Consider the following 15,249-nt stretch of genomic DNA (forward strand, 5'->3'; position numbering starts at 1 on the left):
GTGATGGGGGCATCAATCAAGCTGATTGACCAACCATTACTGTCAGAGTAATAGTTGTGGATGGCAGTCACAGAACAATAAGGACAACGACATGCTCGACGACAACCTGACGGTGAAGAAGCTGGAGATCTTTTTGGCGTTTATGAAAACCGGCACTCTGGCCGGTGCCGCAGACCAGCTGAAGCTAAGCAGCGTCAGTGTTCATCGGGCCATTCACTCGCTGGAGGAATCGTTGAAATGTCCGTTGTTTCGACAGGAAGGACGCCTGTTAGTACCGCTTCCCAGTGCCCGGATTTTTGAAGAACGGGTAGAGCAATTGCTGCACGGACTGGACGATGCGGTGAAGGTGACCCGTGAAACCGCAGGCCTCTTTTCGAGCCAATTCAAACTGGGCGCGCTTTACTCTCTGACCCTGAACACGGTTCCGCATCTTATCGCCGGGCTGAAATTACGCCGGGGTGATCTCAATATTGAGCTGACGTTGGACTCCAACGAGGTGTTATTTCGCAAACTGCGAGAGCTGGAACTGGACGCCATTCTGGTATCGTTGACGCAGGCTCCGCAGGAACCGGAATACACTGCATTGCCGTTGTTTGAAGATCAGGTGATGCTGGCAGTGCCTGTCGACAGTCCGCTGGCGGATGCCAGCAGCATCAATTTATCGACCTTGCAGAATGATACCTTCGTCACCCTGACACCGGGTTTCGCCACCTATCGGGACAGCTACATGGCGTTTGAACGGGCAGGCTTTACCCCCAATGTGGTCACCCAGGTCAGCGATATTTTTTCGTTGATCAGCATGGTCAGTGCCGGTGTGGGTTATGCCTTGCTGCCCAAACGGGTGGAGTCGGTGTTTGAAAACAAGATTCGCATGATCCCGATGGAAGGTCTGGAAGACATCAAGCAGCGTATCTTTATGGTCTGTTTGGCCAACCGGGAACGTGACCCGAGGATTCTGAGTTGTATTGCGGAGTGCCGGATGTCGGCAATGGAAGAGCCGGGTTGGCAAGGTGCGCGGTAACGGTTTGTGGTGTCAAAACCGGTAAGGTGGTGTCAAAGCGGGGTAAAAATGGTGGGCCTGCACGGACTTGAACCGTGGACCAATCGATTATGAGTCGACTGCTCTAACCAACTGAGCTACAGGCCCCTTGCTTGGTTCGCATTCTGTGGCGTTGCGCCGCAGTGCGAAGCTGACAAAAAGTGCGACAGCATCCTTCCGTCTTTAAAGCGCCGCCGATTATACGTAGTTGGGGGTTTCAACGCTACTGCTCTGATAGATAACGGAAAAATTCGTGATCCATTTTTGTCAGCGGTTCTGTTAACCGTACTATCAGCAGCTCTCTCAGGCGTTGGATAACGGCGCTGTCTGGGCGCAACAGATACAAAACGGCAGACACAAAAAAGCCGCGAACGAGTCGCGGCTTTTTCAGAGCGTTGCCTGTCGACTTATTCGTCGATGAAGCTACGCAGGTGGTCCGAGCGGCTAGGGTGACGCAGTTTGCGCAGTGCCTTGGCTTCAATCTGACGAATACGTTCACGAGTAACGTCGAACTGCTTGCCCACTTCTTCCAGCGTGTGGTCAGTGTTCATGTCGATACCAAAACGCATGCGCAGTACTTTGGCTTCACGGGCCGTCAGGCCGCCCAGTACGGAGCGAGTGGCTTCGGTCAGACCGTCGTTGGTGGCGGTATCCATTGGCGACTCGGACTGGGTGTCTTCAATGAAGTCGCCCAGATGTGAATCTTCGTCGTCACCGATAGGGGTTTCCATGGAGATCGGTTCTTTGGCGATCTTCAGCACCTTACGGATCTTGTCTTCCGGCATTTCCATACGCTCTGCCAGCTCTTCAGGAGTCGGTTCGCGACCCATTTCCTGCAGCATCTGACGAGAGATACGGTTCAGCTTGTTGATGGTCTCAATCATGTGAACCGGAATACGGATGGTGCGTGCCTGGTCAGCAATCGAACGGGTGATCGCCTGACGAATCCACCAGGTTGCGTAGGTGGAGAACTTGTAACCACGACGGTATTCGAACTTGTCGACCGCTTTCATCAGACCGATGTTGCCTTCCTGAATCAGATCGAGGAATTGCAGACCACGGTTGGTGTACTTCTTGGCGATGGAGATAACCAGACGTAGGTTGGCCTCAACCATTTCCTTCTTGGCGCGACGAGCACGTGCTTCACCGATGGAAACGCGACGGTTTACTTCCTTGATCTCAGCGATGCTGAGGTTGGTGCGATCTTCTACAGCTTTGATCTTCTTCTGCGAGCGGAAGATTTCCAGCTTGTAGGTTTCCAGCTTTTTGGAGTACGGCTTGTTGGAAGCAATCAGACCTTCAATCCAGTCCTGGTTGCCTTCGTTGCCCTGGAAGTACTTGATGAACTCTTTACGGTCCATGCCGCATTTGCGGGTCATCAGGGTCATGATCTGACGTTCCTGTACGCGGATGGCGTCCAGGGATTCGCGAGCGCTGCTAACCAGTGCGTCGAAGTATTTCGGCGACAGTTTGATCGGGGCAAAGATTTCGGCCAGCCAGATCAGGCATTTTTCAGCTTCGAGGCTGCCACGACCGTGTTCTTCGATGGCTTCCTTGGCGGCGATGTTGGCATCGATCATTTCCTGGAAGCGACGGGTCACTTCCACCAGATCCATACCGGAATCGGCTTCGTCGTCATCGTCATCGTCGTCGGAATCGTCGCCGTCAGAATCGTCGCTGTCGGATTCTTCGGCCTTGGCGGCTTCGGCTTCAGGGCCGCTTTGCGGGCCTGGCTCCGGATCTTCGTCGGACGGGTCGATAAAGCCGTTGAAGATGTCGCCAATGCGGTTCGGATCCTGTTCGGCTTCGAGGAAGGCGGTCATGATGGTATCGACGGCACCCGGATAGTACGCCAGGGCGGACATCACTTCGCGGATACCTTCTTCGATACGCTTGGCGATCACGATTTCGCCTTCACGGGTCAGCAGTTCCACGGTACCCATTTCACGCATGTACATGCGGACCGGGTCAGTGGTGCGACCAACATCGTTTTCTACCGAGGCCAGCGCAGCAGCGGCTTCTTCAGCAGCGGCTTCGTCGGCGGCATCGTTCATGAACAGTGCTTCGCCATCGGGAGCAACTTCCGACACCGGAATACCGATGTCGTTAATCATACGAATGATGTCTTCAACCTGATCCGGGTTGGCAATGTCGTCTGGCAGGTGGTCATTCACCTGAGCGTAGGTGAGATAGCCTTGCTCTTTACCTTTGGCAATGAGCTCTTTTAATCGGGACTGGTGGGTATTCGCTGACATAGGGGCCCTGTGTTCCGTTGGTATCAGGCGTGGCAAGAAAAGCGCTGAAGTATATAATTTTGGCTACTTTTAGGCCAGTCCCAAGCAAAGCGGATGCGCCTGAATTGTGATCAATAACGGTCACTTGGCGTCACTTTGGCATTTGAGACAGTCGGATTTCCGATTACTTGCTGGCGTCTTTTGGCACGTCTTTCTAATGTTGGGTCGGTCTGCTGTTTTTCAAGCCCAACCGGATAATTTTTGTTCAGATAGCGTTTGTGGCTGTAGTAGCGCTAACGCTGTCTGGGGTTATTCAGGTAAATATCGCCGCGGGCGGCGGTAAATTCCCGCCGTTGGCGTTGATATTCCTTGAGCTTGCGAATGTCGTCGTCGCTCATTTTCTTGCGTGTTTCCGAGTGTTCAAACATGGCTTTCAGTTGCTGGAATTCAGCCTCATAGCTGCGGTTTTGCAGTCGTTTCAGGGCCATGGATACTTCGGCTAACACAGGTTTTATGTTGCTGTGGTTGGCGTTTGCCAACTGCGTCAATTCGCTGTGGTAGGGCGTGCCTATCCACTGAATCAGCAAGCCGACGCTGCTGGATTGCGGCGAGTGTTGCAGCTTGCGGATGATTTCCAGCAGCAAGCGCTCGCGGTCGGTTTGGGCTTCCAGCTCCGGCAGTGCGATCTCGCTGGCCAGTGACGGATGTTTGATCAGTGCCAGTATCGCCCGTTCCACAATCGGCACCAGACGTTCGTCGGTGTCTTCGCTGCTGCTGGCTTCCTCGTCCTGGGCATACCACTGGGCGGCCGGTAGCTGCTCGGTGTGGTAGTCCGGCATCACCGGGCTGTGGCCGTGTTCCGGTTCCGCAGGTGGCGGCTCCGGCTGTTCGGCCAGCTTGTCCATGGCCCGGCTATGAACGCCAATCTGGCGCTCCAGTTCCGCCACCATCAGGTCACGCAGGGTGCCCTTGGGAATCCGGCTGATCAGCGGCGCGGCCAGCTGATCGAGTCGGGCCTTGCCATCGAGGGTGTCGAAATCGACCTGTTCTTTCAGGTGATCGAACAGAAACTCGGGCAAGTGACGGGACTGGTTCAGTCGTTGTTCAAAGGCATCGCGGCCCTCCTGGCGCACCAGGGTGTCCGGGTCTTCGCCGTCGGGCAGAAACAGGAATCGGGCTTGAAGTCCGTCTTCCAGTACCGGCAATACGGTTTCCATTGCCCGTGCCGCGGCGGTGCGGCCTGCCTGGTCGCCGTCGAAGCAGAAAATGATTTCCGGCACAGTGCGGAACAGCCGCCGCAAGTGGTGTTCACTGGTGGCGGTGCCCAGCGTGGCGACGGCATAGTGAATGCCGTATTCCGCCAGTGCCACCACGTCCATGTAGCCTTCCACAATCAGAATGCGGGTCAGCTTCTGGCGAATCTTGCGGGCTTCGTACAGGCCGTAGAGTTCGCGGTTTTTCTGGAAGATGGGGGTTTCCGGCGAGTTCAGGTACTTGGGTTTTTCGTCGCCCAGAACCCGGCCACCAAAGGCAATCACCCGGCCGCGAACATCGCGGATGGGGAACATAATGCGATCACGGAAACGGTCGTAGGTGCGGCCATCTTCCTTTTCGATCAGCATGCCAGCCGTCACCAGTTGCTTGTTGCGCTCGTTGTCGCTGGCCAGTTCGCTTTGCAGGTTGTCCCAGCCCGGTGGCGCGTAGCCAATGCCAAAAAACTTGGCGGCCCGGCCAGATAGACCACGGCCCTTGAGGTAGTCCACGGCTTTCTGACGGGAGTCGCTGGTGCGCAGCTGGCGCATGAAGAAATCTGCCGATTCCTGCATGCGGGTATAAAGCGGCTCCTGTTCCTTTTGTTGCTCGATCTGCTGACGGCTTTGTTGCTCCCGCGGCACTTCAAGACCACTGGCGTCGGCCAGTTTCTCGACCGCATCGGGGAAGCTCAGGCCGTCAAACTCCATCACGAACTTGAGCGCACTGCCGGTCGCTCCGCAGCCGAAGCAGTAGTAAAACTGTTTGTCGCGGCTGACGGTGAAGGAGGGCGTATTCTCGTTGTGAAATGGGCAGCAGGCGGAGTAGTTTTTCCCGGCCTTTTTCAGCTTGACGCGACTGTCCACCACGTCGACAACGTCGACCCGGGAAAGCAGTTCATCAATAAAAGACTGTGGAATACGACCTGCCATGCAGAACGGAGCACCTGATCGGAAAACGGAGTATGTGTGTATCTTATGCAATCACGACCAATTCGCCAGCCTGACGATTGGACCTGCTGCACAAACAAAAACGCCACTGACAAGCAGTGGCGTTTCTGAAACCCTGGCGGTGCGGTACAGCCAGTTGCTTAACCGAGCTGATCTTTGACCATTCGGCTGACTTGCGCCATATCGGCGCGGCCTTGCACCTGTGGTTTGAGGATGCCCATAACGTTGCCCATGTCCTGCATTGAAGCAGCACCGGACTGTGCAATGGCATCAGCAACGAGCTGGTTCAGCTCATCTTCGCTCAGGGCCTGCGGCAGGAATTCGCTGATCACGTCGATTTCGGCTTGCTCAGCGGCTGCCAGCTCGTCACGACCTGCTTCAGTATACTGAGCAATGGAGTCGCGACGTTGCTTGTTCATTTTGTCGAGAATCAGCAGCGCACGGGCATCGTCAACCTCAACACGTTCGTCAACCTCTACCTTTTTGAATTCGGCAGTGATCAAACGCAAAGTGCCAAGACGTTCTTTCTGTTTGTTGCGCATGGCATCTTTAACGGATGCTTTGATTTGCTCAACCAGAGTGCTCATGTGTGCTCCAGATTCTTACCAACAAATGATTAGTACAGGCGAGTCATCTTGCGCTGTTCGCGCTGTACTTTCTTCAGGTGACGCTTAACGGCAGCAGCAGCTTGACGCTTACGTACCCAGGTTGGCTTCTCGTAGTGTTCACGACGACGTACTTCAGACAGTACACCGGCTTTTTCACAAGCGCGCTTGAAACGACGCAGAGCTACGTCAAATGGTTCGTTTTCTTTAACTTTTACAGCTGGCATCCAATCACCTACGTATTAGCTGAATTCTTTGTTTGGAACCGATCATTGTCACAATAAGACCGATGGGCTCCAGTTAGAGGGCGGGCATTCTAAAGCCTTTGTTTGAATTTTGCAAAGCCCTGTTGGCTGCATTGGTTGGCATTCGACTTGGCCAGCCGTATCATGGGCGCCTTGGCGGGGTTGGGCTCTGTTTAATGGGCCGAATTTGGCGGTTTTTGCCCCCTTGCTACCGTGTTTAAACGCTCAGCAGGTAATAAATGAAGGTTCTTGGTCTGGAAACATCGTGCGACGAAACCGGTATCGCGCTGTACGACACCGAAAAAGGGTTGCTGTCGCATCGTCTGTATTCGCAAATTGCCGTGCATGCGGAATACGGTGGTGTGGTTCCTGAACTGGCCTCCCGCGACCACGTTCGCAAGGCGCTGCCGCTGATTCGTGAGGCGCTGGCAGACGCTGGTCTGACCACTGCTGACCTCGACGGCATTGCCTATACCTCGGGCCCTGGTCTGGTCGGAGCCTTGCTGGTAGGCGCTTGCATGGGCCGTTCCCTGGCGTGGGCGCTGGACGTACCGGCCATTGGTGTGCACCACATGGAAGGCCATTTGCTGGCGCCAATGCTGGAAGACACGCCACCGGAATTTCCGTTTATTGCCCTGCTGGTGTCGGGTGGTCATACCCAGCTGGTACAGGTAGATGGTATTGGTGAATACACCTTGCTGGGCGAGTCGCTGGACGATGCCGCCGGTGAAGCCTTCGACAAGGCCGCCAAAATGATGGGGCTGCCGTATCCGGGCGGCCCGGCGCTGAGCAAGTTGGCCGAGCAGGGCGACGACAAGCGCTTTGCATTTCCGCGACCAATGACCGATCGGCCAGGACTGGATTTCAGCTTCAGTGGTTTGAAGACCTTTACCCGCACCAAGATTCTTGAACTGGCGGTGGATGGTGTATTGGCCGAGCAGGACAAGGCCGATATTGCAGCGGGTTTTCAGTCGGCGGTGGTCGATACCCTGGCGCTCAAGTGCAAGCGAGCGATGAAGCAAACCGGTATAAACCGGATGATCATTGCCGGCGGCGTCGGTGCCAACCGCCGTTTGCGCGAGCAACTGCGTGAAACGGCTCACTCCCTGAAGGGTGAGGTGTACTACCCGCGACCGGAATTCTGTACCGACAACGGTGCCATGATTGCCTACGCTGGCGCTCGTCGTCTGGCGGCTGGCCAAACTTCGGAGCTGGCGGTGGCGGTGGTGCCCCGTTGGCCGTTGGTCGATCTGCCTGCACTGGCAACGTCGGCTGACTCTGGCAACGCATAAAGGGCGGTGGCAATGGACAAGGTATTTATCGAAGGCCTGAAAGTCGACGCCGTGATCGGTGTTTTCGACTGGGAAAAGCAGGTTCGTCAGCCGTTGGTGTTCGACCTTGAAATGGCCTGGGACATTCGCCAGGCAGCGGCGACAGACGATCTGGCGTTCGCTCTTAACTACGCGGCAGTGACCGAGTACGTTGAGAACTTTGTGCGGGCGCAGCACTTCCAGTTACTGGAATCCCTGATTGAACGTCTGGCGGATGAGTTGATCAAGGAATTCGGTATGCCGTGGTTGTCGATTCGTGTTGAGAAGCCGGCTGTGGTGCCACAGGCCCGTGCGGTCGGCTTGAAAATTGAACGTGGGGAATACTGATTTGGCTGTTGTTTATCTGGGTATTGGCTCCAACATGGAGCCGGACCTGAATATCGCCAAAGGATTGCAGGTGCTGTCCGACGAGCTGACGATTGAGCAGGTATCGCCCTGGTATCAGTCGCCCGCGTTGGGGTTTGAAGGACCGGATTTTATCAATCTGGTGGTTCGGGCCAGTACCGATATGTCGTTGACCGAGCTGGTGTTGCTGCTGAAGCAGATTGAAATGCAGTTTGGCCGGGCGCCGAATGCCGCCAAGTATTCTTCCCGGGCGTTGGATATTGATGTGGTGATGTACGACGACTTGCTGGGCGACCACGCAGGTCAGACATTGCCGCGTTCGGATATCTGGCGCTTTGCCTTTGTGCTGAAACCTTTGCTGGACATTGCCCCAGCGCTGGTTTGTCCAAAATCCGACGCCCCGGTGGCTGACTACTGGCCTTTGGTGGCCCAGCAGCCCATCACTCAGGTCGAGCCTGCAGGCAGTCTGCAACGCTCGGCATCTTCGCTGGCAGCTGCCGGCTATTGATTGTCAGCGCTGGCTATTAGCTGGCCAGCGCCTTTTTCCAGTTGGCCAAATGACGGCTTCTGGCTTCAGCCAGAGCCGGGCGGATGGCAGCGCCTTCAATTCCCTGTTCGATCATTTGTCGGGCGTTAATGCTCAAGGCTTCCGAGAGCGCCTGACGTAGAAAATCCGCCTGTGGGTAGTCGACGGTTTCAAAGCCGGTGCGACCACGGGAATCAGCGGTGGCGACCAGCAACAGCTGCTCAAACCGTTCCGGCCTGCGCCAGACGTCCATGCCGTCAAACAGCTTCAGAATGGTCTCGGGCCGCAATTCCAAGGCTCTGTGAACGTGGGTGTGCCATTCGCTGCTGAGGCGGGATAGCTCGGCGGCATCTTTTGGTGCCTTGAGCCGCTTGGCCAGAGCCTTGGCGGGTTTGACGCCTCGCTGTTCATGTTTGATGTGACGTGGCCATTCTTGTTCTGGCGTCAGTGCCTTGCCCAGGTCATGGGTGAGCGCCGCCCAGCGCACTGCCACCTCGTCAGAGAGTGTGACCGCCGCTTGCAGGGACATCAGAGCATGAACACCGCAGTCGATTTCCGGGTGATGTTTTTCGGGCTGCGGCACGCCGAATAGCGCATCTATTTCTGACATCCAGACAGCCAGAGCGCCGCAATCACGCAGCACCTGAAAATACACCTGCGGCTGTTGTTCCAGCAGCGCCCGCTGGGTTTCCTGCCACACCCGTTCTGGTACCAGATGTTCCAGTTCGCCATTGGCCACCATGGTACGCATCAGCGTCAGGGTTTCATCGGCAACGGTAAATCCCAGCGCCGCGAAGCGAGCGGCAAAGCGGGCAACCCTCAGTACTCGCAGAGGGTCTTCGCTGAAGGCTGGCGACACATGGCGCAACAGGCGGTCTTGCAGGTCTTGCTGGCCGTTGTAGGGGTCGACAAGCTGGCCGTCGCTACCTTGGGCCATGGCGTTGATGGTGAGGTCGCGGCGCAACAGGTCATCTTCCAACGTGACATCCGGGCTGAAGCGACATTCAAACCCCTGATAGCCGTGACCGGATTTTCGTTCGGTGCGGGCCAGGGCGTATTCTTCCTTCCTGTTGGGGTGCAAGAACACCGGAAAATCGGCTCCTACTTGCTGATAGCCTTGTTGCAGCAATTCGTCGGGCGTTGCACCAACCACAACCCAGTCGCGGTCCTTGATGGCAATGCCCAGGAGTTGGTCACGGACGGCGCCGCCTACCAGAAACGTCTTCATATCAATTCTGTCGTTGGTATTTCGTTTAGCCAGAATAAAAAACGCCGCAGGTGATGTCACCCGCGGCGTTTGGTTTGGCCGCATATGGGAATCGGCCTCGCTGTTGGAGCTGATCAGGGTCCTTAGAAATAGAAACCGGTTTCCAGCGCAACACCGGCTTCTTTTTCCGGATCGTTCGGGTTGGCCATCGCCGCAACGTCGATGTGCACGCCAAACGGTGAGAAACCCAGACCAATGGAGGCGACTTCTGCTTCCGACACGCTCATGTTGGTGCGGTAACCCAAACGCAGTTGCAGGGTGTTGTAGATGTCGAACTCAGCACCAATGGCGGCGTACTGGGTCGGGTTTTCCCAGGCAATCGGGTCGTTTTCAACCAGATCAACGTCCAGCGCCAGTGTGGTCCAGTCGCCGTTGAAGGCAACACCTGCGCGGAATTGTGGATCAAGTGTGACTTCGCCACCTTCCAGTGTGCGAGGTAGGGTAGAGCCTTTGACCTCAGCGTCTTTTACTTCAAAGCTCTTGCTGATCAGGTTCTTACCAACCACGCCAAACATCCATTTGTTGGACGCGCCAAAGCGGAACGAAGCACCGACGTCGAGGTTGACGTGGTTGTAGGTTTCGGAGGCGTCTTCGAGGTCTTCCTGCTCGATATCACCGTCGTAATCGGCTTCTGCAGCGTAGTGCATGGTCACGACACGTTGCAGTTTGGGTGTGATACCAATGGCGACTTTTTTATCCCAGAAGCTGAATTCACGGGAGAATGAGATACCCAGGTCGGCAACGGCCAGGGCGATGACTTCAACATTGGAGGTCATGTCCGGGTCTTCGGCGTCTGCCGACAGGTCGCCGTTTTCGATCAGGTTGTAGCTGGAACCGTCTTCACGGGTGATGGTGTCGGAGGTGAAGTTACTGGTGTCTTCGGCCTGGGCGGCAATGGTGTCGGCATCGTCCTGATCAACGTTACCGGCTTCGGCATCGGCAAGAAAGGCGTCGATGTCGCTGGTCAGTTGGTCGGCTTCGTCGGCGTAGGCTACAGCAGCGTCGGAATAGCCATTCAACAAGGCGCTGTCATCGGCGCTAAAGAAAGCGCGACCGGAAAAGGTAACGTTGCCAGAGAAGCTCAGTGCGGCGGCGAATTCCTTGCCCGGGAATGCCAGCGCGGAAGAAACACCCAAGCGACCGCTCAGAGGATTGCCGGATACCGAATTCAATTCACTGGTCAGCTGTTCGCTGAGGTTATCAACGGTGGTCAGATCGCTGCGAACGTCGGCCAAGGCACTGCGGACATTGTTGTTAAGGCCGCGAATTTCACTGATTTTGGCATTGGCGTTGTTAACGTCGGCGGCAGTCAGTCCTTCAAGCGCTGCTTGCAGGTCTTCGGTTGCCTGACCGAGGTTATCAACCTTGTCTTCAAAGTTGTTGGCGGTGGCGTCGTCAAACAGGTCTTCAAACTCAGGCACCAGGTCGTCGTTGATGTCGATGAAGGTGTCATACATTTCTTCTTCATCGGCCACGCTGAGGCCGACTTGCGGGAACAGGATGGCGAAGTCGTCATCGTGTTCACCCTGAGACAGCAGGGACGGGTTATAGGCCGGTGCGTGGGCTCGTTTGGCACTGGCAACACCGGTGCTACCCATAGCCAGGCCGCGAGCATCCATTGGTAGGAAAGGCGAAGCCTGGGCGGAGGCAATGGTGGCGGAGGCGATGGCCGTGGCGAGCAGGGAACGTCTAATCATGATGGGGTCCTTGTTCCGTTGTAATTCCAGTTCGTGCCAGCGATGTGAGGGGGCGGCGTCGAACCGTGTCTTCAGCAGTGTAGTTCAGCTACTGCTGTCCGTTTGTCAGAAGACTTCTTTTCATGGCTTGGTCCAGATAGTAGCGGCAAGGCTGAGCTAAAACACCCGGCATTCCGAACCAAATTGTTGTTTTTTTATACGGTCAGCGTGACAGCACTTTATGACAGACGTCACATTTTGTCAGGTTTTGTCTCAGTATGCGCCCGGTTTCACGGTTGGATTCGTGCCTTACCAGCTGGACCGACGCTGAGCGGTCATTTCGTTATTGATTGTAAAAAGCCTCAAGCGAGCGCGGTGAGCGGCCGATAACCCCGACAGAGACGTTCTGATCGGAGACCGAATTTATGAAAGCCATGTGGAAAATGGCAACCGCAATGCTGGCGGCAACGGCACTGGGCGGATGCAGCGAAGCCATGATGAGAAGCGCCGGTATGGGCAGCAGTACCGACGACTATTTTGCTCCGGTCAAACAGCAAGTCGACCCGATAGCTCCGATGGTACTGCGGGTTGTGGGTTATGGCGCCATGGATCAAAGCAAGACCCGTTCTGAAGCCCAGCGACGTTTGATGGCCATTCGTGCCGCTCGAATGGATGCCTACCGGGTGATGGCGGAGCGGGTTTACGGTACCGCTATTCAGGGCAGCACCACGGTGCGAGACATGGTGGTTGAGAACGACCGCTTGCGCACGTACGTCGAAACCTATTTGCACGGTGCCCGTGTGATCAGTACCGATGTGATGCCGGACGGCACGGTAGAAACCTTGCTGGAAATGACCATCGACCAGGGCTTCCGCAACTGTTTGCAAACGGTTGATAACCAGCGCCAGAACATCGATTGCCGGGTACCACTGGGCGGCGCACAACTTAGCCAGTTTGTGGAGCGTCAGAACACCCGGGTTCGCAGCGAATCAGCGGTACCGGATTCCGGTTTCTATTTTATCGAATGATGACGTTGGTTGAATGACGACAGGGGCGTGGCCGCTGTTGCAGCCAGACACGTCGGGAGCAGGATATGAAATGGTTTAATTGGATGTTGTTGATGACGGTGCTGGTGGCTCCCCATGGGGTCGCCCGTACGGTTGAAGTGAGTGGTCAGGCAGTGATTGGCAGCTCGATCAATCAGGCCCGTGAGGACGCCCTCAAAGACGCCCTGCGTCAGGCCAGCTTGCAGGCGGGTGCCAGTATCCGTTCAACCCAGCTGATGACCAGCGGTCAGATGGACCGTGACGAAGTCGACCTGCGTAGCCAGGCGCGTATTCGCGATGTGGAAGTGCTGCACGAAGGCGAAGCCAACGGCATGTATGAAGTGGTTTTAAAAGTCGATGTTGAACCGGAAACCCTCTGTGCTGCCAGCAATCAAAATTACCGCAAGGCCATTGCAGTGGCTGGTTTTGGGTTGGCCCGACCAGCTCAGGCGACGCTGGGGCGGTTACAGAACATCGAACAGGATCTGCCCCGTGCGCTGATCAACCAGTTGAATCGCGGCCGCAATGTGCAGGCACTGGATGCCACTCGCATCAGCTTGTTCCGTGATCCGCGCCGGGCGCCCTCATTTGAAACCAGCCAGCAACGGCTCACCACCTCGGTGGCGCTGGCAACCCAGCTGGGCGCTCAGTACGTGGTGTCTGGCGTCGTGCGGGAACTGGGTGAGGCTGGTCGCACCCGGGTGTCGTCTGATCCCAATGGCAGCTGGGCCGCGTTACTGGGGTTGGAGAAAACCGCAACCCAGCGCCAGTTTGTCGCGGATGTGTTCGTTCACGACGGTTTGAGCGGTGCCATGTTGTTTCAACGAACCTACGAAACCAGCGGTGCCTGGACACCGAAGCGCAATGCCAGTGTGGGCTTTGCAACGCCGAAATTCTGGCAAACCCCGTACGGCAAAAGCGTTGATAACCTGATGACGGCCATGGTGGAGGACGTTGGTGAAGTGATTCGTTGCCAGCCGTTTATGGCCCGTGTGGTGGCGTCCCGTGGTAACCGTTTGCACATTGAAGCCAGTGCGGCAACGGGCATTCGCCCGGGGGACAAGCTGCAGGTGTATCGCACCGGTACTTTCTACAACCTTGATCTTGAACCACGCACCGAGCTGACGGATATGGCGACTGAAGTGGTGGTGAAACATGTGCAGCCGCAGTTCGTTGTGGCAGAGATGACATCCGATGCCGGTGGGCTGGCGATTCAGCGTGATGATCTGGTGATTGCCTGGTAGTTACACATCCCCCTTGAGCCAGCGGCCTAGCCAGTACCCACAAACAGCAAACACACCGGCAACCGCTAAAAACGAAACAACAAAGGAAAGCCATTCGCTGGCGTTGTGTGGTACATCAATCATTGGACAACTTACTCAATAAAAGGATTGTTAAAGAGTATTTTATCAATAAAGGAATTGCTGAACAGCGGTTTAAGGAAATTGGTTTAAGAAAGACAGTAAGGTAAAACACCGAGTCCTTTCGGTGTGAGCGAACGAATGAATCTAATTATAATCGATATGAGAATTGTTATCGAACAACTGTTAATTTGTGCTCATTAACAGTTCATATTTGTAAGCGATATTTTCCATCTTTTTATAAATAGAATCGGTCGTTACTGAAATGACGTTCGGAACGTATTGTCCGTTCTTATCCAGCTTGAATCCGGCATTGGAAAACTTCCACTGGGATTCAACACGAGCCAGCAGGTTAGTCAGTTCCGGGGTGTTGTGATTGGTTCCCAACAGCACGGTCAGGTTCTGGTCGAATTGCTGGATGGACTGTTGGAAATCAGCTCGTACTGTATCGGTCTCAACGTTCCAGTACATGGCGTAGTAGTCGCGGGCAATCTTTTGGGCCAGGGTGGTTTCTTCTTCAGAAATACGCACCAGCTCGGCATACGGAGAGTCACTCTCGGCGGCGATGGCAGCAACGCTGTTGTTGCAGGCTTTCAGCAAGGCTTCGCTGTGCTTCAGCAGTGTAGCGGCATGCAGTTTATCCGGCTTGGCCAGCACGTCCATACGGTATTCCTGCCACAGTTTTGCCAAAGGCTCGACGCTGTGGTTAATGCCGTGTTCATGAGCAAAATCCATTACCAGATTAATGCGCTCTTCAAACAGCGATACGCTTTCATCCAGGTCCTGCATGGCCACTTCCGGGCGGATATCCGCACCAATAGCAAAGTAATCCTTAGCCATACGCTGTGACAGCATGCACAAGCTGCCAGCATAAAATTCCGCTTTGGCAGCAGAAATGCTTTCGGCATAAGACATGGAAGAGAAAGAAAGGGCGGTAATTGCGGTAATGGTTAAAACTCGATTCATTCAGTCGTTGCTCTGGGGTGCTCAAAATTTGGGCGGCAGTATAGTTGGCTACATTTTGTAAATCTACTGGATTAGGCAAATAATCTATTAAATATGGCTGACTTAAACGCAAAAATATAATTTTTTGTTGGTGGTGGCGTATAACGTCTGATATATAGTCGAAATATAGAGCAATATAATTGCTGATATGTCGCAATGTCTGATTGTTGGTTTGTAAGACAGTGTTGACTAGGGACCCTCTGAATAACTCTGCACAGCTCTCGGCTCTGGCTTCCTGCTTCGCCCTACCTCCTGCATCCATGCAGTCGTGCGCGTGTCCTGCAGGTTGTCAGAACAAGGCGGCGAATGAAGCGTAATGGCTGGCCCTTTCCAAATTCGCCAACACCGTTCTGGCGGCCTGCAGGCCG

At 55.2% G+C, this 15,249-nt stretch carries 13 protein-coding genes and 1 tRNA gene; 6 read left to right on the plus strand and 8 right to left on the minus strand.

The window, feature by feature from the left end:
- Positions 1-91 precede the first annotated feature (91 nt).
- A complete protein-coding gene (locus tag G516_RS0118895; protein WP_028294970.1) occupies positions 92-1,021 on the plus strand; it encodes a LysR family transcriptional regulator in 930 nt (309 codons plus the stop codon).
- Between the two features lie 49 nt (positions 1,022-1,070).
- Here G516_RS0118895 and G516_RS0118900 read toward each other — a convergent pair.
- From G516_RS0118900 to rpsU, 5 genes are all read right to left on the minus strand, one after another.
- Positions 1,071-1,147, minus strand: a tRNA-Ile gene (locus tag G516_RS0118900).
- A 299-nt stretch (positions 1,148-1,446) separates the two neighbouring features.
- Complete coding sequence (gene rpoD / locus G516_RS0118905) at positions 1,447-3,294, minus strand: RNA polymerase sigma factor RpoD (protein ID WP_028294971.1); 1,848 nt, start codon at positions 3,292-3,294, stop codon at positions 1,447-1,449.
- 272 nt (positions 3,295-3,566) lie between these two features.
- Entirely contained in the window at positions 3,567-5,456 is a 1,890-nt protein-coding gene (gene dnaG / locus G516_RS0118910; protein ID WP_028294972.1) for a DNA primase, read from the minus strand.
- Between the two features lie 158 nt (positions 5,457-5,614).
- Positions 5,615-6,061 (minus strand): GatB/YqeY domain-containing protein, encoded by a 447-nt coding sequence (locus G516_RS0118915; RefSeq protein ID WP_028294973.1) that lies wholly within the window; start codon positions 6,059-6,061, stop codon positions 5,615-5,617.
- 29 nt (positions 6,062-6,090) lie between these two features.
- Complete coding sequence (gene rpsU / locus G516_RS0118920) at positions 6,091-6,306, minus strand: 30S ribosomal protein S21 (RefSeq protein ID WP_028294974.1); 216 nt, start codon at positions 6,304-6,306, stop codon at positions 6,091-6,093.
- Positions 6,307-6,563: 257 nt separating this feature from the next.
- On the opposite strand from rpsU, the gene tsaD reads away from it, so the two are divergent.
- From tsaD to folK, 3 genes are read left to right on the plus strand one after another with little or no spacing between them, the layout of a single operon-like run.
- Positions 6,564-7,616 (plus strand): tRNA (adenosine(37)-N6)-threonylcarbamoyltransferase complex transferase subunit TsaD, encoded by a 1,053-nt coding sequence (gene tsaD, locus G516_RS0118925; RefSeq protein ID WP_028294975.1) that lies wholly within the window; start codon positions 6,564-6,566, stop codon positions 7,614-7,616.
- Between the two features lie 12 nt (positions 7,617-7,628).
- Positions 7,629-7,982 (plus strand): dihydroneopterin aldolase, encoded by a 354-nt coding sequence (gene folB, locus G516_RS0118930; RefSeq protein WP_028294976.1) that lies wholly within the window; start codon positions 7,629-7,631, stop codon positions 7,980-7,982.
- A 1-nt stretch (position 7,983) separates the two neighbouring features.
- Positions 7,984-8,508: a 2-amino-4-hydroxy-6-hydroxymethyldihydropteridine diphosphokinase gene (gene folK / locus G516_RS23355; protein WP_051219624.1), complete on the plus strand. Its 525-nt coding sequence runs from the start codon at positions 7,984-7,986 to the stop codon at positions 8,506-8,508.
- Positions 8,509-8,524: 16 nt separating this feature from the next.
- On the opposite strand, the gene G516_RS0118940 is transcribed toward folK, so the two are convergent.
- Together G516_RS0118940 and traF are read right to left on the minus strand one after the other, a co-directional pair.
- A complete protein-coding gene (locus G516_RS0118940; protein WP_028294977.1) occupies positions 8,525-9,754 on the minus strand; it encodes a multifunctional CCA addition/repair protein in 1,230 nt (409 codons plus the stop codon).
- Positions 9,755-9,876: 122 nt separating this feature from the next.
- A complete protein-coding gene (traF, locus tag G516_RS0118945) occupies positions 9,877-11,490 on the minus strand; it encodes a conjugal transfer protein TraF (protein WP_028294978.1) in 1,614 nt (537 codons plus the stop codon).
- 404 nt (positions 11,491-11,894) lie between these two features.
- Here traF and G516_RS0118950 point away from each other — a divergent pair, with 404 nt between their 5' ends.
- Together G516_RS0118950 and G516_RS0118955 are read left to right on the plus strand one after the other, a co-directional pair.
- Complete coding sequence (locus tag G516_RS0118950) at positions 11,895-12,497, plus strand: LPP20 family lipoprotein (protein WP_028294979.1); 603 nt, start codon at positions 11,895-11,897, stop codon at positions 12,495-12,497.
- Positions 12,498-12,562: 65 nt separating this feature from the next.
- On the plus strand, positions 12,563-13,759 hold the full coding sequence (locus G516_RS0118955; protein WP_084645235.1) for a flagella assembly protein FlgT: 1,197 nt from the start codon (positions 12,563-12,565) through the stop codon (positions 13,757-13,759).
- Positions 13,760-14,062: 303 nt separating this feature from the next.
- On the opposite strand, the gene G516_RS0118960 is transcribed toward G516_RS0118955, so the two are convergent.
- The gene (locus tag G516_RS0118960) at positions 14,063-14,842 is read right to left on the minus strand and encodes a type IV pili methyl-accepting chemotaxis transducer N-terminal domain-containing protein (RefSeq protein ID WP_084645237.1); all 780 of its coding nucleotides are present in this window, start codon (positions 14,840-14,842) and stop codon (positions 14,063-14,065) included.
- Positions 14,843-15,249 lie beyond the last annotated feature (407 nt).

The sequence above is a fragment of the Oceanobacter kriegii DSM 6294 genome (genome assembly GCF_000422845.1).
Taxonomy (GTDB): domain Bacteria; phylum Pseudomonadota; class Gammaproteobacteria; order Pseudomonadales; family Oceanobacteraceae; genus Oceanobacter; species Oceanobacter kriegii.

What these genes read in the sequence shown, in the direction of transcription:
- G516_RS0118895 (WP_028294970.1), top strand. Translation starts at nt 92, where the DNA reads ATGCTCGACGACAACCTGACGGTGAAGAAGCTGGAGATCTTTTTGGCG.
- rpoD (WP_028294971.1), bottom strand. Translation starts at nt 3,294, where the DNA reads ATGTCAGCGAATACCCACCAGTCCCGATTAAAAGAGCTCATTGCCAAA.
- dnaG (WP_028294972.1), bottom strand. Translation starts at nt 5,456, where the DNA reads ATGGCAGGTCGTATTCCACAGTCTTTTATTGATGAACTGCTTTCCCGG.
- G516_RS0118915 (WP_028294973.1), bottom strand. Translation starts at nt 6,061, where the DNA reads ATGAGCACTCTGGTTGAGCAAATCAAAGCATCCGTTAAAGATGCCATG.
- rpsU (WP_028294974.1), bottom strand. Translation starts at nt 6,306, where the DNA reads ATGCCAGCTGTAAAAGTTAAAGAAAACGAACCATTTGACGTAGCTCTG.
- tsaD (WP_028294975.1), top strand. Translation starts at nt 6,564, where the DNA reads ATGAAGGTTCTTGGTCTGGAAACATCGTGCGACGAAACCGGTATCGCG.
- folB (WP_028294976.1), top strand. Translation starts at nt 7,629, where the DNA reads ATGGACAAGGTATTTATCGAAGGCCTGAAAGTCGACGCCGTGATCGGT.
- G516_RS0118940 (WP_028294977.1), bottom strand. Translation starts at nt 9,754, where the DNA reads ATGAAGACGTTTCTGGTAGGCGGCGCCGTCCGTGACCAACTCCTGGGC.
- traF (WP_028294978.1), bottom strand. Translation starts at nt 11,490, where the DNA reads ATGATTAGACGTTCCCTGCTCGCCACGGCCATCGCCTCCGCCACCATT.
- G516_RS0118950 (WP_028294979.1), top strand. Translation starts at nt 11,895, where the DNA reads ATGAAAGCCATGTGGAAAATGGCAACCGCAATGCTGGCGGCAACGGCA.
- G516_RS0118955 (WP_084645235.1), top strand. Translation starts at nt 12,563, where the DNA reads ATGAAATGGTTTAATTGGATGTTGTTGATGACGGTGCTGGTGGCTCCC.
- G516_RS0118960 (WP_084645237.1), bottom strand. Translation starts at nt 14,842, where the DNA reads ATGAATCGAGTTTTAACCATTACCGCAATTACCGCCCTTTCTTTCTCT.